This is a genomic window from Streptomyces sp. NPDC006435, assembly GCF_040612315.1.
Classification (GTDB): domain Bacteria; phylum Actinomycetota; class Actinomycetes; order Streptomycetales; family Streptomycetaceae; genus Streptomyces.
Map to the genome: position 1 here is coordinate 1 of NZ_JBEXPY010000048.1, position 22,459 is coordinate 22,459.

Annotated in this window: 15 protein-coding genes; 7 read left to right on the forward strand and 8 right to left on the reverse strand. The window is 72.1% G+C overall.

Annotated elements, in window-relative coordinates:
• From ABZZ04_RS32510 to ABZZ04_RS32530, 5 genes are all read right to left on the reverse strand, one after another.
• On the reverse strand, positions 1-1,601 hold a 1,601-nt coding region (locus ABZZ04_RS32510; protein WP_356935820.1), incomplete at its 3' end, for a condensation domain-containing protein.
• Between the two features lie 47 nt (positions 1,602-1,648).
• A complete protein-coding gene (locus tag ABZZ04_RS32515; RefSeq protein WP_356935821.1) occupies positions 1,649-8,392 on the reverse strand; it encodes an amino acid adenylation domain-containing protein in 6,744 nt (2,247 codons plus the stop codon).
• A 349-nt stretch (positions 8,393-8,741) separates the two neighbouring features.
• On the reverse strand, positions 8,742-10,241 hold the full coding sequence (locus tag ABZZ04_RS32520) for an MFS transporter (RefSeq protein WP_356935822.1): 1,500 nt from the start codon (positions 10,239-10,241) through the stop codon (positions 8,742-8,744).
• A 5-nt stretch (positions 10,242-10,246) separates the two neighbouring features.
• Positions 10,247-10,861 (reverse strand): winged helix-turn-helix domain-containing protein, encoded by a 615-nt coding sequence (locus tag ABZZ04_RS32525; protein WP_356935823.1) that lies wholly within the window; start codon positions 10,859-10,861, stop codon positions 10,247-10,249.
• Between the two features lie 590 nt (positions 10,862-11,451).
• A complete protein-coding gene (locus tag ABZZ04_RS32530) occupies positions 11,452-12,285 on the reverse strand; it encodes a PIG-L family deacetylase (protein WP_356935824.1) in 834 nt (277 codons plus the stop codon).
• A gap of 380 nt (positions 12,286-12,665) precedes the next feature.
• Here ABZZ04_RS32530 and ABZZ04_RS32535 point away from each other — a divergent pair, with 380 nt between their 5' ends.
• A complete protein-coding gene (locus tag ABZZ04_RS32535) occupies positions 12,666-14,279 on the forward strand; it encodes a pentapeptide repeat-containing protein (RefSeq protein WP_356935825.1) in 1,614 nt (537 codons plus the stop codon).
• A gap of 165 nt (positions 14,280-14,444) precedes the next feature.
• Here ABZZ04_RS32535 and ABZZ04_RS32540 read toward each other — a convergent pair whose 3' ends face one another.
• Positions 14,445-14,963: a GNAT family N-acetyltransferase gene (locus ABZZ04_RS32540; RefSeq protein ID WP_356935826.1), complete on the reverse strand. Its 519-nt coding sequence runs from the start codon at positions 14,961-14,963 to the stop codon at positions 14,445-14,447.
• Positions 14,960-15,184, reverse strand: a complete 225-nt coding sequence (locus ABZZ04_RS32545; RefSeq protein WP_356935827.1) for a hypothetical protein — start codon at positions 15,182-15,184, stop codon at positions 14,960-14,962. The genes ABZZ04_RS32540 and ABZZ04_RS32545 overlap by 4 nt, the downstream gene beginning before the upstream one ends.
• 275 nt (positions 15,185-15,459) lie before the next feature.
• Between ABZZ04_RS32545 and ABZZ04_RS32550 the strand changes: the two genes are divergently transcribed.
• Entirely contained in the window at positions 15,460-15,837 is a 378-nt protein-coding gene (locus ABZZ04_RS32550; RefSeq protein ID WP_356935828.1) for a hypothetical protein, read from the forward strand.
• Positions 15,838-15,919: 82 nt separating this feature from the next.
• Here the strand turns inward: ABZZ04_RS32550 and ABZZ04_RS32555 are convergent, their stop codons facing one another.
• The gene (locus ABZZ04_RS32555) at positions 15,920-16,735 is read right to left on the reverse strand and encodes an MBL fold metallo-hydrolase (RefSeq protein ID WP_356935829.1); all 816 of its coding nucleotides are present in this window, start codon (positions 16,733-16,735) and stop codon (positions 15,920-15,922) included.
• Between the two features lie 51 nt (positions 16,736-16,786).
• Between ABZZ04_RS32555 and ABZZ04_RS32560 the strand changes: the two genes are divergently transcribed.
• From ABZZ04_RS32560 to ABZZ04_RS32580, 5 genes are all read left to right on the forward strand, one after another.
• Positions 16,787-17,173 (forward strand): MerR family transcriptional regulator, encoded by a 387-nt coding sequence (locus ABZZ04_RS32560; RefSeq protein WP_356935830.1) that lies wholly within the window; start codon positions 16,787-16,789, stop codon positions 17,171-17,173.
• Between the two features lie 228 nt (positions 17,174-17,401).
• Positions 17,402-19,327, forward strand: coding sequence for a serine/threonine-protein kinase (locus ABZZ04_RS32565; RefSeq protein ID WP_356935831.1), 1,926 nt, complete (start codon positions 17,402-17,404; stop codon positions 19,325-19,327).
• A gap of 130 nt (positions 19,328-19,457) precedes the next feature.
• The gene (locus ABZZ04_RS32570) at positions 19,458-20,141 is read left to right on the forward strand and encodes a response regulator transcription factor (protein WP_356935832.1); all 684 of its coding nucleotides are present in this window, start codon (positions 19,458-19,460) and stop codon (positions 20,139-20,141) included.
• Positions 20,138-21,664: a HAMP domain-containing sensor histidine kinase gene (locus tag ABZZ04_RS32575; RefSeq protein ID WP_356935833.1), complete on the forward strand. Its 1,527-nt coding sequence runs from the start codon at positions 20,138-20,140 to the stop codon at positions 21,662-21,664. Before ABZZ04_RS32570 ends, ABZZ04_RS32575 begins: the two co-directional genes overlap by 4 nt.
• Positions 21,665-21,672: 8 nt before the next feature.
• On the forward strand, positions 21,673-22,323 hold the full coding sequence (locus ABZZ04_RS32580) for a hypothetical protein (protein WP_356935834.1): 651 nt from the start codon (positions 21,673-21,675) through the stop codon (positions 22,321-22,323).
• Positions 22,324-22,459: the final 136 nt, after the last annotated feature.

Genomic DNA, 22,459 nt, shown 5'->3' on the forward strand with positions numbered 1-22,459 from the left:
AGATGATGGGCCAGCTGATTCGCACGCGCATTGATCTCACCATAGGTCCAGCACCGCTCCCCATGCGTGACAGCAACCACACCAGGAGCAGCCGCGACACGCTCCTCCACGAGCCGGTGAATAGTCGCAGCATCCGGATACGCGCCACTCTCACCGTTCCACTCGACCAACACCTCCCGCAACTCCCCCACCGTCAACATGTTCAGCTCCGACAGACGCGCACCCGGCGCAGCCGCAACCGACGCCGCCAGAGTCACGAAATGCCCCGCCAACCGCTCGATCGACGCCCGCTCGAACAAATCCGTCCGATACTCCAGGACCGCGCGCAGTCCGTCCGCCGACTCGACCGCCGTGAGCGTCAGGTCGAACTTGGCGACACCTCGCTCGATCTCGACCGGCTCGGTCCGTGTGCCCGCCAGCTCCCATGCCTGGTCCTCCGCGCTGCCGGGCGCCTGGAGGACGAACATGGTCTGGAACAGGGGGTTGCGGGACAGGTCCCGGTCCGGGGCGAGTTCCTCCACGAGGCGTTCGAAGGGCAGGTCCTGGTGGTCGAAGGCACCGAGCGCGGTGTCCTTGACCCGGTCGAGGAGTTCGGTGAACGCCGGGTCGCCGGACAGATCGGTACGCAGGACGAGGGTGTTGACGAAGAAACCGATCAACTCCTCCGTCTCGGCGCGGTTGCGGCCGGCGACCGGGGTGCCCACCGCGATGTCGTCCTGCCGGCAGTAGCGGGCCAGAACGATCTGGAACAGGGACAGCAACGCCATGAACAGGCTCGCGCCCTGCCCGCTCGCCGCCGCCCGCAGCGCCTCCGTCACCTCCGACGGCACCGAGAAGGTGACCACGTCGCCGTCGCCGCTCGGCTGCGCCGGACGCTGGTGGTCGGTGGGAAGTTCGAGCGGCGTCACGTGGGCGAGGTGCTCGCGCCAGTACGCCAACTGCCTCTCCAGGAACTCCCCGCCCAACTGCTCCCGCTGCCAGGCAGCGAAATCCGCGTACTGGACGGAGAGTTCGGGAAGCGACACCTCACGCCCGGCAACCGCAGCCCCGTACAACTCCCGCAACTCACGCGCCAGAATCCCGGAGGACCAACCGTCAGAAGCGATGTGGTGCACCGTCAGCAGCAGGAAGTGGTCGTCGTCCGCGAGCCTCACCGCGTCGGCCCGCAGGAGCTGCCCGGCCTCCAGGTCGAACGGTCGTGTCGCCTCGGTGCGCAGCACCTCGCCCGCGCGGGCCTCCGCGTCCGCCTCGGCCCGCAGGTCGTGGACCGTGACCCCGACCGGCCGGGGCGCGCCAATCACCTGTCGCGGTGTGCCGTTGTCGTCCGCCAGGAACGCCGTCCGCAGCACCTCGTGCCGGGCCACCAGGCCCGACAGTGCCGTGCCGAGCGCGGTGACGTCCAGCGTGCCGTGCACCCGCAGCACCGTCGGTACCAGGTACTCCGCGCTGTCCGGCGTCAGCCGGTCCAGGAACCACAGCCGCTGCTGCGCGAACGACAGCGGCAGTGGTCCGGCCTCCCGGTCGGTCCGTACGATCCGAGCCGCTTCCGCACGCCGCCGCATGCGGGACAGCAGCCGTGCCTCCACCGAGTTCTCGCCCATGATGTTCCGTCCTCTTCGTCTTCTCGTGTGGGCAATGGGCCGCTGTTTCAGGAAAGCTGTTCCTGCTCGTCGAACAATTCGACGAGCTGTTGTTTGATGCCGATGACGGTCGGCGACTGGAAAAGGCGTCGCAGGCCGATGCGTACTCCGGTCACCGACTCGACCTGGTTGACGAGTTGGAGGGCGAGCAGGGAATGCCCGCCGGCGTCGAAGAACCTCTCGTGGATTCCTACGCGTTCGACGCCGAGCACGGCGGCCATGATCCCGGCGATCTCCGCCTCGATCTCGTCCCGTGGCGCGGTGTATCCGGCCGTGCTGTCGCCGTCGTTCCCGGGGGCCGGCAGGGCCGCGTGGTCGACCTTGCCGTTCCGGTTGAGCGGCAGTTCCGGCAGGGTCGCGAACGCGGACGGCATCATGGCGCGGGGCAGGCGTTCGGCGGCCCATTCGCGCAGCGCGCCGACGTCCACCGCGGCGCCGGGCGCGGGCACGCAGTAGGCGACCAGCCGCTTGTCTCCGGGGGTGTCCTCCCGGACCACCACCGCACAGACCCCGACCGTGCCGTGGGTGAGCAGCGTCGCCTCGATCTCGCCGAGTTCGACCCGGACGCCGCGCAGTTTCACCTGGCGGTCGATCCGTCCCAGCAGGTCCAGTTCGCCGTCGGCGGTGAACCGGCCGAGGTCGCCCGTGCGGTACATCCGGCCGCCTCGGAACGGGTCGGCGACGAAGCGCTCGGCGGTGAGGTCGGGCCGCTGGTGGTAACCGCGCCCGACGCTGTCGCCGCCGAGGTACACCTCGCCCAGCACCCCCGCGGGCACGGGGCGGCGGTCCGGGTCCAGGACGTACACGGTCTGGTTGACCATGGGGCGGCCCGCGAGGACCGGTCCGGTCGGGTCGGTGCGCGAGGCACGCCAGTACGTCGTGTCCACCGAGACCTCGGTGGCGCCGTACAGGTTGATGAGGTCGCCGGGGAGTTTCTCGGTGAACCGGCTCACCAGCGTCGGCTGGAGCGGCTCGCCGCTGGCGAAGGCGTACCGCAGGTGTGCGCAGTCCTCGGGCCGTACCCCGGAGACGAACATGTCCAGCAGGCTCGGCACGAAGTGCAGGCCGACCACGCGGTGGGCACTCATCAGACGGGACACCTCGGCCATGTCGAGCCGGTCCGAGCCCGGCACCAGCACAACCGTGGCGCCCTGCCACAGGGGCCAGAAGATCTCGTACGCCGACACGTCGAAGGACAGCGGTGTGGCCTGGAGGAAGCCCTCGCCCGGAGCGATCGGGAAGGCGTCCTGCATGCCGGCCAGGTAGTTGACCACTCCGCGGTGTTCGATGCGGACGCCCTTCGGGCGGCCCGTGGAACCGCTGGTGTAGATGAGATAGCACAGGTCGCCGGGGTCCGCGACGGGTTCCGGCGCGTCCGTGGGCAGGGTGTCCGGCAGGTCGGCGGGGCGGTCCACGGCCAGCAGGTCCGGGCCGTCCGGCAGCAGGGCGGCGTGCGCGACGTCGGTGACGATCAGCGGGGCGCCGGAGTCCTCCACCAGGTACGCCAGTCGTTCCTCCGGGTGTTCCGGGTCGAGCGGGACGTACGCGGCGCCGGCCTTCAGGATGCCGAGCAGCGTCCACACCATGGCGGGTGAACGTTCCAGGCAGACGCCCACGGGCACGTCGGGGCCTATGCCCGGTACGGCGCGCAGCCGGTGGGCCAGTCGGTTGGCCAGCTCGTCGAGTTGACGGTACGTCATGCTGTCCGTGCCGCAGACGACCGCGACCGCGTCCGGGTCCTGTGCCGCCCGCTGCTCGAACAGCCGGTGCAGTGTCGTTGCCGGGGCGGGCGCGGCGGTGTCGTTCCACTCGGTGAGGACACGGTGTCGCTCCCCCGCGTCCAGCATCTCCATCTCGGAGAGCGTGCCGTGCGGGCGGGTCGTGGCCGCGGCCAGCAGGTTGGTGAAGTGTCCGGCCATGCGGCGCGCGGTGTCCTCGGTGAAGAGGTCGTCCGCGTAGACCACTGCGCCGTCCAGGGTGCCGTCCGCCGCTTCCGCGAGGTACATCGACAGGTCGAACTTGGCGTCCCGGACCGGGGACTCGACGGGCTCCGCGGTCAGGCCCGGCAGGTTCCAGGCGTCCGCGCCCGGTGTGTTCTGCAGTGCGAACATGGTCTGGAACAGGGGGTTGCGGGACAGGTCGCGGTCGGGGGCGAGTTCCTCGACGAGGCGTTCGAAGGGCAGGTCCTGGTGGTCGTAGGCACCGAGCGCGGTGTCCTTGACCCGGGCCAGCAGCTCGGCGAACGTCGGATCGCCGGACAGATCGGTGCGCAGGACCAGGGTGTTCACGAAGAAACCGATCAGCTCCTCCGTCTCGGCGCGGTTGCGGCCGGCGACCGGGCTGCCGACCACGATGTCCCGCTGTCCGCTGTAGCGGGCCAGCAGCAGCTGGAAGACGGCCAGCAGGGTCATGAACAGGCTCGCGCCGCTCTCGGCGGACACCGCGCGGGCACGGGCGGCGAGCTCGGCGGGCACCGAGAAGCGGACCACCTCGCCCCGTCCGCCGCGCTCCGCCGGCCGCGCGTGGTCGGTCGGCAGCTCCAGCGGTTCCAGTCCACCCAGCTGATCGCGCCAATAGGTGAGTTGATGTTCCAGCGGCGCACCTGACAGCCAGCCCCGTTGCCACACCGCGTAGTCGGCGTACTGCACGGGCAGCGGATCCGTCCCGGGCGTGCCGGGGCGGTCCGAGAGGGCTTCCGTGTACCGCGCGGACAGCTCGCGCACCAGCACGCCCACCGACCAGCCGTCGAAGGCGATGTGGTGCACGGTGACCGCCAGGACGTGCTCCTCGTCGGCCAGCCGCACCAGCAGGGCGCGCAGCATCGGTCCGGTGCCGAGGTCGACCGGTCGCAGTCCGTCCTCGCGCAGCACCTCCGCCAGGGCGTCCTCGCGGGCGGCCGTGTCATCCATCCGGCTCAGGTCCCGTACCAGCATCCGCACCGGCCGTGCCGGGTCGATCAGCTGCTCCGGGGAGCCCGCCGCGTCCGTGCCGAACCGGGTGCGCAGGATCTCGTGGCGCGCCACCACCGCGGTGAACGCGGCGTTCAGGGCTTCGGTGTCCAGGGGGCCGTGGATGCGGAAGGCGAAGGGCAGCAGGTATTCGGCCCGGCCCGGCTCCAACTGGTCCAGGAACCAGAGCCGTTGCTGTGCGAAGCTGAGCGGCGGCGGGGTGCCTTGGCGCGGTGCCGCCGGGATGCGGCCGGCCTCCGTGTCGTCCAGCTCCGTCACGGCCGCGGCCAGCAGCGCCGGGGTCGGCGCGCTGAACAGCGTGCGTACCGGCACGTCGACACCCAACCGCCGGCGCAGCCGCGACACGACCTGGGTGGCCAGCAGCGAATGCCCGCCCAGCGCGAAGAAGTCGTCGTGCACACCGATCCGGTCGATGCCCAGCACCTCGGACCACACCTCGGTCACCGTGCGTTCGGTGTCCGTGCGCGGCTCGGTGTACGCGGCGCCCAGTCCGGACCGGTCGGAGGCGGGCGCGGGAAGTGCCCGGCGGTCGGTCTTGCCGTTCGGGGTGAGCGGGATGCTCTCCAGCGGCACGAACGCCGTGGGCACCATGTAGTCCGGCAGGTCACGCTGGAGGTGGGCGCGCAGCGCGCCCGCGTCGAGGGGGCCCACGGGCACCACGTACGCCACCAGTCTCTGCACACCGGGGACGTCCTCGCGCAGCACGACGGTGGCGCCGGTGATCGTGGGGTGGGTGAGCAGCGCCGTCTCGATCTCGCCGAGTTCGATGCGGTAGCCGCGCAGCTTGACCTGGTTGTCGGAGCGGCCCACGAACTCCAGCCGCCCGTCCGGCAGCCACCGGGCGAGGTCACCGGTGCGGTAGACGCGCCGCGGTGTGCCGTCCACGTCCACGACGGTGAACTTCTCGTCGGTCAGCTCGGGCCGGTTCAGGTAGCCGCGGGCCAGTCCGGGGCAGCCGATCCACATTTCGCCCGGCACGCCCACCGGCACCGGCCGGCCGTGGCGGTCGACCACGAACACCTTCGCGTTGGCGACCGGCCGGCCGATCGGCACCCGGTCGACGGGGCCGTCGATCCTGGCGGTCGTCGCCTCCTGCGCGGCCTCCGTGGGGCCGTAGCCGTTGACCAGGGGCACCGCGCAGTGCCGGAACCACTGCCGGACCTGTTCCCGTTGGAGTGCCTCGCCGCCGAGCCGGACCAGCCGCAGCTGCGGGCCCAGCGCGTCCGGCCCGTCCAGGTCGGCGGCCAGGGCTCCGAACGCCGACGGGGTGAGCCATGCCACCGTGACGCGGTGCTCGCGCAGTGCCGCCGCCAGCCGGCCCGGGTCCCAGGTGTCGTCGCGCAGCACCAGGGCCGCCCCTGAGACGAGCGGGGCGAACATCTGGCCCACCGACGAGTCGAACGCGATCGAGGCGAACTGCAGGACCCGGTCCTCGGGCGTGAGCCCCAGTTCACGTCGGGTCTCCCGCATCCGCGCGCGCAGCGCGCCGTGGGTGATCTGCACGCCCTTGGGGCGGCCGGTGGAACCACTGGTGTAGATCACGTAGGCCACGTCGTCCGGGCCCGCCTGGGCCACCGGACCGGCGGGGGCGGTGCGCGGCTGCTCCGTCCGCTGTCCGTCCAGCAGCAGCGTCGGTGTGCGGTCGGGCAGGCGGCCGGTGTGCGCGGCCTGGGTGACGATCAGTGGGGCCCCGCTGTCCTCGACCATGTGGGCGAGCCGGTCCGTGGGGTACGCCGGATCCAGTGGCACGTATGCCGCCCCCGACTTGTGGATGCCGAGCAGTGTGCACACCATGTCCGTACCGCGGTCCAGGCAGACCGCGACCAGAGTGCCCGGCCCCGCACCGCGCTCGCGCAGCCGGTCGGCGATCCACTCTGCCCGCTCGTCGAGCTGACGGTAGGTCAGCTGGTCGGTGCCGCAGGTCACGGCCGGGGCGTCGGGGCGGCGAGCGGCCTGTTCCTCGATCAGCCGGGTCACGGTCACCGCGTCCGGCGCGTCGGTGTCGGCCCCGTTCCATTCGCCGAGGATCGTCCGGCGTTCGGCGGCGGTCAGCATCGGGAGCTCGGACAGCCGGGCGTCCGGGGTGGCGCAGGCGGCGGCCAGCAGTGTCTCGAAGTGCCCGGCGAGCCGCACCATCGTGGCCTCGTCGAACAGGTCGGTGGAGTACACGATGGTGCCGTCCAGGGCGCCGTCGGCGGCCTCGGTGGCGTAGAAGGTGAAGTCGAACTTGGAGTCCTGGGCGGACACGTCGAGCTGCCGCACGGTCAGGCCCGGCAGTTCCCAGGACCGGCTGTCGGGGGTGTTCTGGAGGACGAACATCGCCTGGAACAGCGGGTTGCGCGACAGGTCCCGCTGCGGGGCCAGCTCCTCCACCAGGCGCTCGAAGGGCAGGTCCTGGTGGTCGTAGGCGCCGAGCGCGGTGTCCTTGACCCGGTCGAGGAGTTCGGTGAACGCCGGATCGCCGGACAGATCGGTGCGCATGACCAGCGTGTTCACGAAGAAGCCGATCATGTTCTCGATCTCGGCCCGGTTGCGGCCCGCGATCGGGGTGCCCACCGCGATGTCCTCCTGGCCGCTGTAGCGCGACAGCACCGTCTGGAAGACCGCCAGCAGGGTCATGAACAGGCTCGCGCCCGCCTCCTTGGAGAGCCTGCGGGCGTCGTCCGCGGTCTTCGCCGGCACGCGGAAGGTGAGCATGGCGCCGTTGCCGCTGCGCCGCGCCGGGCGTCGGCGGTCGGTGGGCAGTTCCAGCGGTTCGGTGCCGACCAGTCGGGCGCGCCAGTAGTCCAGTTGCTCCGCCAGCACATCGCCGGTGAACCACTGGCGCTGCCAGGAAGCGAAGTCGGCGTACTGGAGCGGAGGTTCGGACAGTCCGTCGGCCGTTCCCGCGACCCGCGCGCCGTACAGAGCGGTCAGTTCCCGGGACAGCACCCCCGCCGACCATCCGTCGAAGGCGATGTGATGCACCGTCAGGGAGAGCAGGTGCTCCTCGTCGGCCAGCCGGATCAGCAGGGCACGCACCATCGGCCCGGTGCCGAGGTCCATCGGCCGGAAGCCCTCGGTGTCCACGAGCGCGGCGGCGGCCTCCTCGCGCGCGTCCTGTCCGGCGACGGACCGCAGGTCGTGAACGGCGAGCGGCAGCGGCCGGGGCGGGTCGACGACCTGGCCGGGGTTGCCGTCCACGTCGCCGACGAAGCGGGTGCGCAGCACCTCGTGCCGGCTCACCAGGTCCGACAGCGACGCGCGCAGCGCCGGGACGTCCAGCGGGCCGCTGATGCGCAGCCCCATGGGGATCAGGTACTCGGCCCGGCCGGGCTCCAACTGGTCCAGGAACCACAGCCGGTGCTGCGCGAACGACAGCGGCAGCGGATGTCCGTGCCGGGGCGCGCGGGGTATGGCCGGAGCGTCGTCCGGAGCCCCGGCCGCCACCAGGGCGTCCACGACGTCCGTCGCGTCCTCGGCGTCGAAGTCGGCCGACTCGAAAAGCCTGCGGGCCCGCAGCAGGGCCTCCTCCGCGAGGAACGACGCCACGGCCCGTACCGTCAACGGCTCCGGCAGTTCTTCCGCGCCGAATTCCGAACCGAATTCCTCCGCGATCCGGCGCGCCATTTCCGCCGCCTGCGGGCGGGTTCCGCCGAGTCGGAAGAATTCGTCCTCCGCCCCGGTCACCCCGGCGCCGAGCACCGCGTTCCACACTGCCGCGATGCGGGCTTCCGCGGGAGAGAAACCGCCCTGCTCGACCCTCTGACCGGAGGCCGCGGCCATCATCGGGTTCGTCGTCATGTGTCCACCAGTTCCTCGTCATCGACCGTCTGCGAAAACCCTCGGAAACTCAGCCGAATCCGATGCTCGCAGAGCGTTCTGGAGGAGATAACTGGTCACTTCTGCCCGCCGGACGTGGTCACTTCTGCCCGCCGGGCTCGGACGTCCGCGACCGTCGGGCGCGGGCACCCGAGCCCGTCCGGGCGCGGACGCCCACACTCGCCGGGCGTGGGCGCTCAAGCCCGGCCGGGCGCGAACACAACACCCGGTCGGCGGGGTTCCGCCGACCGGGTGGGGCAGGGGAAGGGGTACGGGACCGGCGGCCGGCGGGCGGTCCACCGCCCGGCCGGTGCCGACCCCGTACCTCCGCTCACACGGCTTCCTTGACCGCCTCTTCCACAGGAGCCGGAGCCGTGCCGGTCTCGCTCTCCTTCCCGTTCCCGGTGCCGGCGGGGCTCGCGTCGGGCACCGTCTGCTTGCGCATGCCCGCCCACTCCCGGTTCAGGGCCGGCACACCGATGGCGACGAGGTAGAGCCCGCCCACGATCCACAACGCTCCCGAGGTGCCCACCACCGTCACCAGTCCGGCGCCCAGCAGCCCGCCGAAGGGGATGCCCGCCCAGGTCACGGCCTGGGCCAGCGTCTTGACCCGTCCCAGCAGCGGAGTGGGGATCAGTTCGTACGTCACGGCCCCCACGATCGGATTGACGAAGCCCGAGCCCAGGCCGCCCACCGCCAGCACCGCCAGCACCACCCACAGGGGTGCCCCCGTGGCCATGGCCACGAAGCGCGGGATGCCGCCCAGTGTGAAGCCGATCAGATAGACGGTACGCCGGGGCAGCCGGTCGGCCACTCCCGCGGCCACGAGCGCGGCGATGATCGATGTCGCGGCGAAGATGCTGACCACCAGGCCGATGGCTCCCGCGCCGTAACCCGTCTCCTTCGCCCAGACCGGCAGCAGCACGGACATGAACGCCTGGTCGAGCAGGTTGGTCACGGCGAGCATGCACACGATGGACCGCAGCAGTTTGGCGTCGCGCAGGAACACGGCTCCCTGACGCAGCCGCGAGAAATAGCCCTCGGCCTCCTCGACCGGCATCTCGTGCGGCTCGGGCACCGGGTCGCTGAGGGTGGTGGAGATGATCAGCGCCGACACACCGAACAGGAAGGCCGTGATCCACAGGGCGTAGAGACTGCCGAAGGAGGCGACGACCACACCGGCGACAGCCGGTCCGACGGTCGTCGCGGTCCGTTCGACCGCCGCCGACAGACCGGTCCCCCGCTCCAGCGGAACCCTGGCCGCGCGGGTGGCCGCGGGCACGAAGAGCCCCTTGGCCCCGTTGGCCGGGCCGTCCGCCGCACCGACCACGGCCAGCAGTCCCAGCAGCAGGCCGAAGGACAGGTTGCCCGTCAGGTAGAGCAACGGGGCGGCGGCCGTCGCGACGGTGGAGGCCAGGTCACCGGCCACGCTGATGCGCTTGGGGCCGACCTTGTCGATGATCGGCCCCGCCAGCGCCTGGGCTATCACGTAGGGAACTATCTGGAAGAAGGCGACCAGACCCGTCTTGCCGACGCTGCCGGTCGTCGTCAGGACGAACCAGGGCAGGGCGATCGAGAGCACCCGGTTGGCCGACAGGGACGCCGCGTTGGCCGACAGCATGCCGACCAGTCCGCGCAGGACCCGGGGTTCGCCGTCCGGAGCACCCGGGGTGTCCGGCGCGTCCGGGGTGTCCGAGGCATCCGGGGCCTCCGCAGCATCCCGGGCGGCGTCCGGAGCGGCGTCCGGAGCATCCGGGGCGGCTGCGTCCGGGGAGGGTGTGCGTGTGCCACTGTCCGCCGCCTGCTGGGCGGCCGCGTGCCGAGAGGTCATCTTTCTCACTCCGGGTCGGTGGGGTGGGAGACGTGCCGGTCTGCGCTGGTGGGGAACAACTGGAACTGGAAGGTGACTCGTGCCGCGCCCTCGGGCAGCGGCGAACCCGCCGGTTCGGGCGAGGAGTTGCGTCGACGGAGCAGTCGGTGGATCTCCGCCGACAGCTCTTCGGCCTCGGCCGGGGTGAGCGTGAGTGCGTAGTCGCTGAAGTCCTGGGCGTCGCGCCACTCGGGCGACAGCGCGGGGGTCGCGTCGATGGCGGTCGTCATCGCGTCGGACCAGACCCGGCCGAGCGCCTGCAGATAGGCGATCCCGAGACCGCCGTCGTCCGCCAGCACCGAATCGTCCGGCAGGACCGTGTTGACGTGCGCCGCCTGCCACCAGCGCTCGCGGCGGCCGCCCTGGGACGGCGCCTCGACGATGAAGCCGTACTCGGCGAGCTGGCGCAGGTGATAGCTGGTCGCGCCGGTGTTCTGGTTCAGCCGCCGGGCGAGCGTGGTGGCCGTGGCCGGCCCCTCCGTCCGCAGGACCGTCAGCATCTGCACCCGCAACGGGTGCGCGATGCCCCGCAGGTTACGGGCGTTCAGTTGCACTTGGGAGGGCTGCTCGGGAGGTTCCATGAGGCCCAAGGTAAACGACAAAGACTTCTGTGCACAGACTCCTGTGCACAGAAGTCTGTGCAATTGAAGAGGTGGCCGAATTGCGACGACCCGCGGGCCGATGGCGACTCCGGCTCACGGCTGCGCTCCGTCACGGAAGCAGGCGGCGAGCCGGGCACGGATGTCACAGCACCACAGGTGAGCCAAGGCGGACAGGCGCCGTCGGCCTACGGGTGGGTGCCTCCGAAGCGCCCCGGTCTCCCGCCGCAGGGAACACGGTTGAGCACTCGGGCAGCATGAATTCCAGCCATATGGATTGACCGACGGCGAGTGGAAAAGCACACGAAGCTCCTGGCGGGGCACGGCGTGGATCTCGGCCGTGACTGCTCCCACCAGGAGCTTCGTCGCGTTGTGGAGCCGCCCGACCGATGTGCACCGTCCGTACGCCGTCAGCGGGTCGGGATCAGCTCACGGGTCCCGCTCCGCGGCATTCGGGCATCGAGGACGGCCCGAATGCGGATGGGAACCCCGGTTTCGTGTCGGCCGCCGTTCGACGGACGAACCGTCCGGCCCGCGCCGGCGTCGACGCGGCGATGACGGCACTCAGCGGGTCAGCGCAGTCCCGCGAAGAGGTCGTTCTCGGGTACGGCCGCGCCGGTGGTGTCCTTGACGCGCACGAAGGTCTCCATGCCCATGAACTCGCCGAACCTCTCCTTGCCCATCTTGAGGAAGAAGATGTTCTCGCCCTGGCTGGCGTGCGCGGCCAGCGCATCGAACTTCTGACCGCTGAAGGCGGTGGTGTCCACCCACGTGGTGACCTCGTCGTCGGGCAGACCGATCTTGGCCATCGCGGCGACCTCGGCCGGGTCCGGCTCCGGCATGTCCTCACCGAACTCGCGCATGGTCTCCCCGAACCGCTGCATCATCGAGCGGGGCATCGTCGTCCAGTACACCTTCGGCGTCAGCCCGGTCATCTCCAGCGCCGCCATCGTGATGCGGTTGGCCTGGATGTGGTCGGGGTGACCGTAGAAGCCGTTCTCGTCGTAGGTGACGACCACATCGGGTCGGTAGTGGCGCATGAGTTCCGCGAGTCGGGCGGCGCCTTCCTCCACGGGGGTCCGCCAGAAGGACCCGGGGGCGTCATTGCTCGGCCAGCCGATCATCCCGGAGTCGGCGTAGTCCAGCATCTCCAGATCACTGATCTTCAGGACCTCACAACTCGCCTCGAGCTCCCGGCGGCGCATCAGGGCGACGGCCGCCGGATCGTGCCCGGGGTCGCCCGGCTTGGCACCCCCCGGCCCGTCACCGCAACCACCGTCGGTACACGTCACGAGAACCGTGCGGATTCCTTCCGCCGCGTACTGCGCGAGGACCCCTCCGGTTCCGGTGGCCTCGTCGTCGGGGTGGGCGTGTACTGCCATCAGCGTCAAGGGCCGGTCAGTCATGGAAAAGTCCTCCTGCAGAAATACGGGTCGGTCCGAGTGCGCGGCGGGCATACCGCGATCCTGGGCCCGGTTCCCGGCGGGGCGGACGACCTCGCGGTCCCCCGTGCCTCCCCGCCCGTACGGCGCCGGTCCCTCGATCGGTGCAACCGCGCCGACCGGACCGGCTGTTCCCGGCGCGCCCGAACTGTCGCCCGAGCGGACACGCCCGGTCAAGGAAACCGGTCTGCTCCCGCCGCGGCCCGGGAGGGGTCGCCGCCCGGCACGATCGTTTCGCGTGGCCGGTGGTCGGCGAACGACGGTCGGCGGTCGGGCCGCGTTCGATGGGTTCCGGGCGCATCGCTAATCTCTTGGAAACCAAGGAACTTGATCGTCCTGACCGTGTGGGGGCCATAGTGATCATCGGTGACGGCGGGCCGGCGGACGACGCGGTGCGGGCGGCAGCGGGCCGACTGCGCGGTGGCGGCGCCGGCCTCCGGCAGGAGGCCGTGGCGGAGCTGGCCCGGCTCGGGGACGAGCATCCGGACCTGCGTCAGGACGTGGCGGAGGCGTTCTGCGCGTTCGTCCGCGAGCACCCGGCCCGGGACGAACACCCGTCGGAGGTCGACAGTGATCCGGCCGGGCCGGAGGTACGGCGAGCGGCGCTCGCCGTGCTCGCCGACCGGCTGCGCCCCGTGCCGGACGCGGCCGGGCAGGACACCGCCCGCTGGGACGGCATCGCGGTGGACCTGACCGGCGCGGTCGTGGACGGCGTCGACTTCACGGACTGCCGGTTCGACCGGGCGACCTTCGCCGACTGTCTGTTCCGCGGCACGACCACGTTCGAGGGTGCGCGGTGGGCGGGCGACGCGGTCTTCCCGCGCGCGGTGTTCTCCTGCGACGCCCGGTTCACCGGCGCCCGGTTCGGCGGGGAGGCCGTCTTCGGCCGGGCCCGGTTCCACGGCCCGGCCCGCTTCGACGACGCCCGCTTCGACGGGCTCGCCTGGTTCGGCTTCGGCGAGGAGGGCATCTGGGAGGACGAGGACCGGGAGGATCCCGACGACGACGCCTCCGCGGAGGTGCTCGGGCCGACGACCGTGATCCCCTGGAACGAGCCGAACGAGGCCGACCCCCACTGGCCCGACGCGTACCTGATGGGTGAGTACCAGAGCTGGGAGGAGGGCGGGGACGGGGCGCTGTTCCGCGGTGCCGCGTCGTTCCGCGGCGCGCGCTTCCGGAACGCCGCATGGTTCTGGAAGGTGCGGTTCGGCGCGGCGGCGGTGTTCCGCGGTGCACGCTTCGAGTCGCAGGTGTACCTGGACCAGCCCGCAGCCGACCTCACCGATGCCCGTGCCTCGGCCACCGACCTCGAACAGCGGTGGCCGTTCGGCTGGACGACGGTGCCCGCGGACGACGGCCCCGCGCGCCTGACGACCGACACCGCCGTCGCCCCGTACGCACACCAGTTGGCTGCGGCCGAGGCCTCCGTACGGCTGGCCGGGCTGCGGATCCTGGACGCCCTCGGTGACGCCCGGCCCGGGTTGCGCGCCGGGATCGTCACCGTGGTCTGCGCGTACCTGCGGACGCCGCTGCCGTTCCCGGTCGGCGCCGAGAGCCTCGACGACGCGCAGCGGGCCGAACTGGCCGTGCGGCGGGCGGCCCAGGACCTGCTCGCCGCGCGCCTGCGGTCGGCGGACGCCGACCGGCTCTGGCCGGACGCGGAGCTGCCGCTGTCCGGCGCCACTCTGGTCGACCTCGACCTGAACGCCTGCCGATTGGCGTACGCGGACTTCACGGGCACCCAGTTCCACGGCACCACACGGTTCGACGGCGTTCTGTTCACCCGTGGCGCGCTGTTCCGGCTGCCCGGCGGCAGCGGTTCAGCGACGTTCCACGGGCCGGTCCGCCATGACGGCGCCGACCTCGGCGAGGAGCACTTCACCTCGTCCCGAGCGCCCCGCCGGCACACCGCCCTCGCCACGCTCGAATCGCTGCTCGCGGCCCGCCCCGCGCCGTGACCGCATCGCCGCCCCGGGGCCGTACCGCCCAAAACCTCGTGCCTCCCGCGGCCCCGGCCGGGCGTCTTCCGCTCGGCCCGCTCCCGGCCGGGCCCGGCCCGCGTACCGACTTCCTGTTCCCCACCGCCCGGTCGAGGAACTGCCGGACCCCGTGGGCCGTCCGGGTCATGGTCCGATGCTCCGGTGCCATTTGATCTCGCCCTCGTGCCACTCGTCGGTGGGTGCGAGCCCGGCGGCGGTGGCGACGGCGGCGGACGCCCGGTGTTCGGGGTGGATGTGGGCGATGACGGTGCGCACCTGCTGCCCGCCGAGCCAGTCGACGAGGCCCCGGGCCGCCTCGGTGGCGATGCCTCTTCCCTGCCACGGGGTTCCCACCACCCAGGCGATCTCGGCGACGGGCCCATGGCCGGACGGGCCGACCGTCGCCTGGACGGTGCCCGCCAGGCAGGACGTGTCACGGAGCCGGATCACCCAGTTCAGCCAGGAGACGGCCGGGTCGGGAGAGCCCGCGGTCACCCGCCGATAGCGCGAGCGCAGGGCCTGCGGGGTGTCGGGAGTTCCGCCGATGAAGGTGTGCAGGGCCGGGTCGGACAGCACGTCGGCCATCTCCTCGGCGTGCTCGACGTGCAGCGGCAGCAGGTCCAGCCGCCCGGTGCCGATGAGCCGGGCTTCGATGGTGCTCATGCCGCGACCGCCTCGGGACGTTCGACGGGCCGGCCGTGTCCGCGACGTGCTGCGGCGGGGGCGGTGGGGTGGGGTGCGCTCACGGCCTTCCGGGAGCCCGGGGCTCCGTCGCCGACCGCGAGGACGGGTGCGCGCGTGCCCCGGCGGGCGCCCTCGCGCACGGTCCCGTCGATCGGGGAACCGGTCCCGGTGGTGCCGTTGCCGGTGGCTGTGTCGAGCACGGATGAGCCTTTCCGACCCGTGCTGCGCACACGGGCCCACTCCGGTGACCGTCGGGGGATCACCGGAAAGGTACGCCATTCGCGCCCCTCCTCCAAAGGAGGATGCGCAGGTCCCGGGTACCGCTCGCGCATCCGGCACCACGCACCGAACCACTGATTCCGGGACAGGGCATCAGGAGACGGCGACATTTAATTGAACCCTTGAATATCTGTGGGGCAGGGGGGAGGCTTGGGCCCGATCCACCGCAGATCACTCGGAGTTGTGAGGAGAAGACATGCACATTTCCGGTCTCAAGCGGGCCGTGGCCGGTGTCGCGACCATGTCCGCGGCACTGCTGATCGGAGTCATGCCGGGTACGGCATCGGCGGCGTCCGGCCCGGTGCCGGGCGCCGACCCGTCGCAGTGCGGTGTCGCGGGCAACATCTGCGTCTGGGAAGGCGCCTTCACGGACCGGTGGGCCCTGTACGAGGACATCGGCACCGAGTGCGTGACCGCCCCGTTCGGCATGCTCGCCACTCTCAACATGACGGACCGGCGGGTGGACTTCTACCGGAACGGCGACTGCACGGGCACTCCCGCCCACAGCGAGCCCCCCTCGGGCCTGCACTCCTGGAAGAGCGTCGGATCTCTGTACAGCTTCCGGGTGTCCTGACAGCCGGGCTCGCCGGTCCTGCCCTCCGCCCCTCGGCGCGGGGCGGGACCGGCCTCCTGCGTCGTGACGGACCGGCGCGGTATCAGCACCGCTCCGCGCCGTGGTGCCGGGCGGTGCCCGGCTGCCCGGTCCGGTCGACGGGTTCGGGGTCGTGCGAGTTGACCAGGCGCACCGACCCCTCGCCCGCGAGCTCCGCCAGCAGTCGTCGGGTGCGGAGCCCGGCGGTCGCGTCGTGCTGCACGGAGGCGGCGAACGCCTCGACCGCGGGCGGCGCGGTGCGGGTGAGCTGCGTGTGGTGGTGGATCGCGTCGCCGATGTGCAGGAGCTCCTGGCCCCGGAGTGCGTCGTCGACGAGTACGCCGACGTGCCCCGGTGAATGACCGGGCAGCGCGATCAGGCGGATGGACTCCGGGAGGCCGTCGAGCGTCCAGGACTCCTGCCCCCGCCAAGGGGTCGCCGGGACGGGTGCGGGAGCCCACACCACGCCGTGCGCCCACTGTGCGGGCATGACGCGTCCGTCGCCCTCCTCGACGGCGGACCGGCACTCGTCCGTGGCGTGGACCCGGGCCGACGGGAAGTCCGCGAGGCCGCCGACGTGGTCACGGTGGTGGTGGGTCACGATCACGTCCGAGACGTCCCGCGGGTCCAGTCCCAGCGAGACGACACGGGCCATCAGCGTCTCGTCGGGGTCGAGAGCCGGACGGACCTGTTCGATCCAGTCCTCCCCCAGGCGGAGCCCGGGGGACTCGATGTCCCTGTGCCCGATCCCGGTGTCGACGGCGACGAGCCGGTCCTCCAGCTCGATCAGGAGGCATCTGCAGATGAAGTGGGGCGCCCCGAAGACGGCTTCGCCGCCGGGGACGTCGAGGGTTCCGCAATTGAGTTCGTGGATTCGCATGCGGCAGACGGTAGAAGTTCGTGTCGGCACGAAGTCAACGATCATGGGCACATGAGCACCCTGCTACTGCGAATCGGCGAGGCGGCCGAACGCCTCGGAGTCTCCACGCACCTCCTCAGACACTGGGAGGCCACCGGCGTGATCACCCCTCGTCGCACCGCGAGCGGCGCCCGGCGCTACGACCCGGAGCTGATGGACGCGCTGTCGATCGCGGTCAAGTGCCAGCGGGCCGGCATGTCGCTCGGCGCGATCGCCCGGCTCCTGAACGGCCGGCGGCAGGAACGCGGACGCCTCATCGCCGAGCAGCGCGACGCGATCGACCGGCAACGCGCGCGGCTCGAACGGGCCTCGGCCTTCCTCGACCACGTCCTGGAGTGTTCCCACCCCGTGGTGCGCGAGTGTCCGGCCTGTTGGGACTTCGCGTCGACGACGTCATGACCCGCTGCGGCCGGCGCGCCGCCCGAAGCGGCCTCGTCCGGCCACGGGATCCGGCACGGCATCGTCCGGACGCGTCCTCCCGACCGGGTCCCGGACGGGTTCGTTCGGGATGCCCGCCACGGCCCCGGCCGACGGTGCGGGTCCGGGGTCGGGAACCGGTCAAATACCAAGCGCAGCAGGTGAGTCGTGCTTTTCTCCCCCGTCCTGCCCTGACGTATCGTCCTTCGCATGAACCTTCTGAGCCCGGACGATCCGCGCGCTTTGGGCCCCTATCGGCTTCTCGGGGTGCTCGGGGAAGGGGGCATGGGCCGGGTGTACCTCGCACGGTCCGAAGGAGGACGGACCGTCGCCGTGAAGGTCGTGCGGCCCGAGTTCGCCGGGCAGGACGACTTCCGGCAGCGGTTCGCGCGGGAGGTCGACGCCGCGCGGCGGGTGGGCGGTGACTGGACCGCGCCGGTCCTGGACTTCGACACGAGTGCCGCGACCCCCTGGGTCGCCACCGGCTACGTGCCGGGCCCCGACCTGCGGGCCGTCGTCATCGACGACTACGGCCCGCTGCCCGAGCACTCGCTGCTCGTCCTCGCGAACCGGCTCGCGCTCGCCCTGGGGGCCGTCCACGACGCCGGTCTCGTGCACCGGGACCTGAAGCCGTCCAACGTCCTCGTCGCCGTCGACGGCCCCCGTGTCATCGACTTCGGCATCGCCCGCGCCCTGCACGCCGCTTCCGGCAACGGCTTTCGCACCAGTACCGGCGCCGTCATCGGCTCGCCCGGCTTCATGTCGCCCGAGCAGGTGCGCGGGCTCGGAGTCGGCCCGCAGAGCGATGTGTTCAGCCTCGGCACCGTCCTCGCGTACGCGGCGACCGGGCGGCCCCCGTTCGGCAGCCACTCCATCGGGCTGCACGCGCAGTTGTTCCGGGTGGCCGAGGAGGAGCCGGACCTGGAGGGCGTGCCGGAGGGTGTGCTCGGGCTCGTACGCCAGTGCCTGGAGAAAGACCCCGGGAAACGGCCCACGCCCATGGAGCTCGTGGCCCGCACCACCGCCGCCGGACAGGCCCGGCCGTGGCTGCCGGGCGAGCTGCTCGACCAACTGGGGCGGCGTGCGGCGCGGTTGCTGGATCTGGATCCGCAGGGGCATGCGTCGGGCGGGTCCGCGGACGAGCAGCCGGAGGAGCCCGCGGAGGTCCCGCCGGAGGCACGGGCGGACACCCGGCGGCAGGACACTCCGGTGGATGCGCACGAGGAGGTGCGGTCCGGGGTGCCCGGGGACGCCCCGGCGGGCACCCCTGCTCCCGGCGGCCTCCCGACACGGCCGAGTCCCCCGCCCGAGCGTTCGCGATTCGGGCGGGCCCGGTTCGTCGGCGCCGTCGTCGGGGTGCTGGTCCTCGCCGTCGGTGTGCCGATCGCGGTGAGTTCCCGGGGCGACGACACGGCCTCCGGTGGGAGCGGTGGTGCGGGCGGCGGTTCGGAGGCCGCCCCGGCCGGGGTGAGCGTGCCGAAGGACTTCCTCGGGGCGTGGGAGGGCGTGCCGCTGAGCGACACGCGTGTACGTGTCGAGTTCAAGAAGGACGAGCAGCAGCGGACGGTCGCCAGGTCCTTCTTCCTGACCGGCACGTCTCTCTGCGTGGTGAACAAGGAGCCGAAGAAGGCGTCCGAGGGAGCGGTCTCCCTGGGTGAGGCCCACAACGAGAACGCCTTCGGCGGCGGCAAGTGCGCGTTCCTGCCGTCGTACACCCTGAAGGCCCGCAAGGACGGCAATCTCAACTTCGCCACCGACGACGGCCGGTACAAGGCCGTCCTCTTCAAGGCCAGGGCGGGCAAGGAACCCGTGCCCGAGAAGTACGTGGGGCAGTGGGTGCCCAAGGGCGAGAGGGAAGACCCGACGGCCCAGGTCACCATCGAACAGGCGAGGACCGGGGAATTCTTCGTCCGGGGCTGGGACGAGTCCTCGGGCAAGCACTGCGCCTGGAAGGAGGTCCTGGTGTTCGTGAACGACACCGGTCTCGTCTCCAGGCCGGTCTACCGGCGTGGTTCGGCGAGTCCCTGCGGCATCGCCCCCACCGGCGCCCGCGGGTACTCCCTCTCCGACTCCGGCGTCCTGTCCATGGGGCACGCGGCGCGGAAGCTGGAGTTCGTCCGCAGGCCCGGCACGTGACGCGTGCGTACGACCGTGTCCCGGGCAACCACGGACGCGGTCGTACGCTCTTCATTCCCGTCCCCGGTGTTCGGTCGCCGGGGCCCTGACGACCTGCCCGTTCTTTCCGCACGACCCCGGAGACACCGCCATGCCACGCGTCCTCCTCGTCGAAGACGACCCCTCCGTGCGCGAGGGCATCGAGCTCGGACTGCGCCGACGGGGGCACGAGGTCCTCGCCGTCGCGACCGGCGAGGCCGGTCTGGAGGCGATGGGTTCCTTCCGCCCCGACCTCCTGCTGCTCGATCTGATGCTTCCCGCCATGAGCGGCGTCCAGTTGTGCTGCCGGGTGCGCGAGACCAGCCAGTTGCCGATCGTCATGCTGACCGCGCGCGGCGACGACGTCGACATCGTCGTCGGTCTGGACGCGGGGGCGGACGACTACATCGTCAAGCCCGCCCGTGCCGAGGTCATCGAGGCCCGGATACGTGCCGTGCTGCGCCGCGTCGAGGGCCCGGCCGGCGCGGGGCCCGCCGTCGAGCGCCACGGTGAACTCGACATCGACCGCGCCGGTCACACCGTCCTCAAGTCGGGCGCTCCGGTCGCCCTCGCGCCCTCCGAGCTGAAGCTGTTGCTGCACCTGTCCGCGGCGCCCGAGCAGGTCTTCAGCCGGCAGCGGCTCCTGGAGGAGATCTGGGAGCACAGCTACCACAGCGACGTCCGTCTGGTGGATGCCTGTGTGCGCCGGCTGCGCGCCAAGATCGAGGATCCGTCCCGCGATCCCCGGTACGTCCAGACCCTGCGGGGCTTCGGCTACCGCTTCGGTCCGCTGTGAAGATACCCGGAGCGACCGCCGCGTTCGGGCTGCGCGCCCGGCTGGTGATCGCGTTCCTGCTGGTGGCGGCCGTCAGCGCCGTCACGACCGCCGCGCTGACCTACCGGGAGGCGCGCAGCGCGGTCCTCGTGCGGGCGCAGGACACGGCCGTCACCTCCTTCCGCGAGGAGGTCGAGCAGTTCGTCCCCCGGCTGCCCCTGGACCCCGATTCGCTGCGGTGGGACCTCTACGACATCGCGGCGCGCGCCAAACCGCATCCGTGGATCGTCTTCGCCGAGTACGGCTCGGTGCGTGCCTCCTCGGGTGACCGGCCCGTCTCCGGTGTGCTGACCGCGGGGCTGCGCCGTGCCGCGCTCACTTCGCCGCGCGGTGTCTTCGAGCGGGTCGTCGAGGACGGGAAGGCGTATCTGACGATCGGGATGCCGGTGATGACCCGGATCGTCGCCGGCGGCGACGCGGTGCCGAGCGGCCTGGTGCTCTTCGCCGTGATGCCCATGACGAACGAGGAGGTGGACATCGACGCCCTGGTGACCGCGGCCCGTGACGGCGCGCTGCCGGGGCTGGCCGTGGCCCTGGTGCCCGCGCTGCTCGCGGCGCGCAGTGTGCTGCGGCCCGTCCGTGAGCTGCGGCGTGCCGCGCACTCCATGGGCGGTGGGCGGCTCGACACGCGCATCCCGGTGCACGGCCGGGACGAGATGGCCGACCTGGCCAGGACGTTCAACGAGTCGGCAGCCCGTCTGGAGCGCTCCGTGCAGGAGTTGCGGGATGCCGGGGCGCGGGCCCGGCGCTTCGCCTCGGACGTCTCGCACGAGTTGCGCACCCCGCTCGCCGGCATGCTCGCCGTCACGGACGTGGTGGACGAGGACGCCGCGGAGCTCTCCCCGGACACCGCCCGGGCGGTGCGTCTGATCAGTGCCGAGACCGGCAAGCTGGCCGTGCTGGTGGAGGATCTGATGGAGATCTCCCGCTTCGACGCCCGGGCGGCGGAGCTCAACACCGACGAGGTGGACGCGGCGGAGGCCGTGCGCCGCACCCTGGCCGACCGGAAGTGGCTCGACCGGGTCGACGCGGAACTGCCCGGGGGCTTCCGCATCCGTCTCGACCCGCGCCGCTTCGACGTCATCGTGGCCAACCTGGTCGGCAACGCCCTGCACCACGGTGCCGAGCCGGTCACCGTGCGGCTGTCGGCGCGCGGTGGCGTGCTGGTCACCGAGGTGCGCGACAGCGGCCCCGGGATCGACCCGGACGCGCTGCCGCACGTCTTCGACCGTTTCTACAAGGCGGACGCCGCGCGTTCCCGCTCGTCGGGCAGCGGCCTCGGGCTCGCGATCACCGAGGAGAACGTACAACTGCACGGCGGCACGATCCGTGCGGGGAACGCGCCCGGCGGTGGCGCGCTGTTCACCGTGGAGCTGCCCTTCGACGGGCCCGCGTCCAGGGACGGTGCGCCGGACGGCCCGTCGTCCGCGCAGGATGGCACGGGGCCCGTGGACGGCCACGGCCGGACGGGGGCCGCCACGTGAAGGGGCCGGTGTCGAGGGGGCGTCGGGCGGTGCGGCTCGTCACGCTGCTGGTCCTCGTCGGGGGTCCGCTCGTGGGCTGTGGCATCCAGGAGACGTCCGTGGTCGAGGCCGGCGGGCCGGCCGTCGCCGATCTGCTTCCCCCGCGCGAGGAGCGCGTGCTGCTGTTCTTCCGCTCCCCCGACGGCGAGTTGCTGCCCGTGCCGCGGATCGTCGCATCGCCGTGGGAGGACGGCACGGCGGGTTCCGTCGTACCGGATGGCTCGTCGGCCGCCCCGGACGCGTCGCGCGGACGGGTGGGTCTCGACGGTTCGTCCCCGGCGGCCGATGCGACGAGCGGGGCCTCCTCGCCGCTCGCGGCCGTCACCGCCCTGCTCGCCGGGCCGGACAAGGCGGAGCGGCGTGCCGGGCTCCGCAACGCGCCCTCGCTGCCCCGTGCGGCATCCGCCGTGGGCCGGGTCGTGACAGGTGGGGCCGCCGTCGAGGTCGAGCTGCGTCTGCGGGTGACCCGGCTGACCGCTTCCGCCCGTGAGCAGATCGTCTGCACGGCCGCGTACGCGGCGCATGCTCGGGGGGCCGTGCCGGTGACGCTGGTCGGGCGGGGGGACCGTCTCGCCCCGGCCGACTGCCCCGTGCGGCCGGTCCCGGTGCCGGCACGTTGAGCCGTGGCGGGACCGGGGCTTCCCGGCGCGCCCGTACGGGAAGGAGCGGTTTGCCGGAACAGACGTTCCGGCAAACCGCTCCTTCGGGTTCACCCGGGACCGTGCCCCGCCCGCCGGGGTCTCATCCGGTGGTGCG

Coding starts and splice junctions, on each gene's coding strand:
- ABZZ04_RS32515 (WP_356935821.1), bottom strand. CDS start 8,392: ATGACGACGAACCCGATGATGGCCGCGGCCTCCGGTCAGAGGGTCGAG.
- ABZZ04_RS32520 (WP_356935822.1), bottom strand. CDS start 10,241: ATGACCTCTCGGCACGCGGCCGCCCAGCAGGCGGCGGACAGTGGCACA.
- ABZZ04_RS32525 (WP_356935823.1), bottom strand. CDS start 10,861: ATGGAACCTCCCGAGCAGCCCTCCCAAGTGCAACTGAACGCCCGTAAC.
- ABZZ04_RS32530 (WP_356935824.1), bottom strand. CDS start 12,285: ATGACTGACCGGCCCTTGACGCTGATGGCAGTACACGCCCACCCCGAC.
- ABZZ04_RS32540 (WP_356935826.1), bottom strand. CDS start 14,963: ATGAGCACCATCGAAGCCCGGCTCATCGGCACCGGGCGGCTGGACCTG.
- ABZZ04_RS32550 (WP_356935828.1), top strand. CDS start 15,460: ATGCACATTTCCGGTCTCAAGCGGGCCGTGGCCGGTGTCGCGACCATG.
- ABZZ04_RS32555 (WP_356935829.1), bottom strand. CDS start 16,735: ATGCGAATCCACGAACTCAATTGCGGAACCCTCGACGTCCCCGGCGGC.
- ABZZ04_RS32560 (WP_356935830.1), top strand. CDS start 16,787: ATGAGCACCCTGCTACTGCGAATCGGCGAGGCGGCCGAACGCCTCGGA.
- ABZZ04_RS32565 (WP_356935831.1), top strand. CDS start 17,402: ATGAACCTTCTGAGCCCGGACGATCCGCGCGCTTTGGGCCCCTATCGG.
- ABZZ04_RS32570 (WP_356935832.1), top strand. CDS start 19,458: ATGCCACGCGTCCTCCTCGTCGAAGACGACCCCTCCGTGCGCGAGGGC.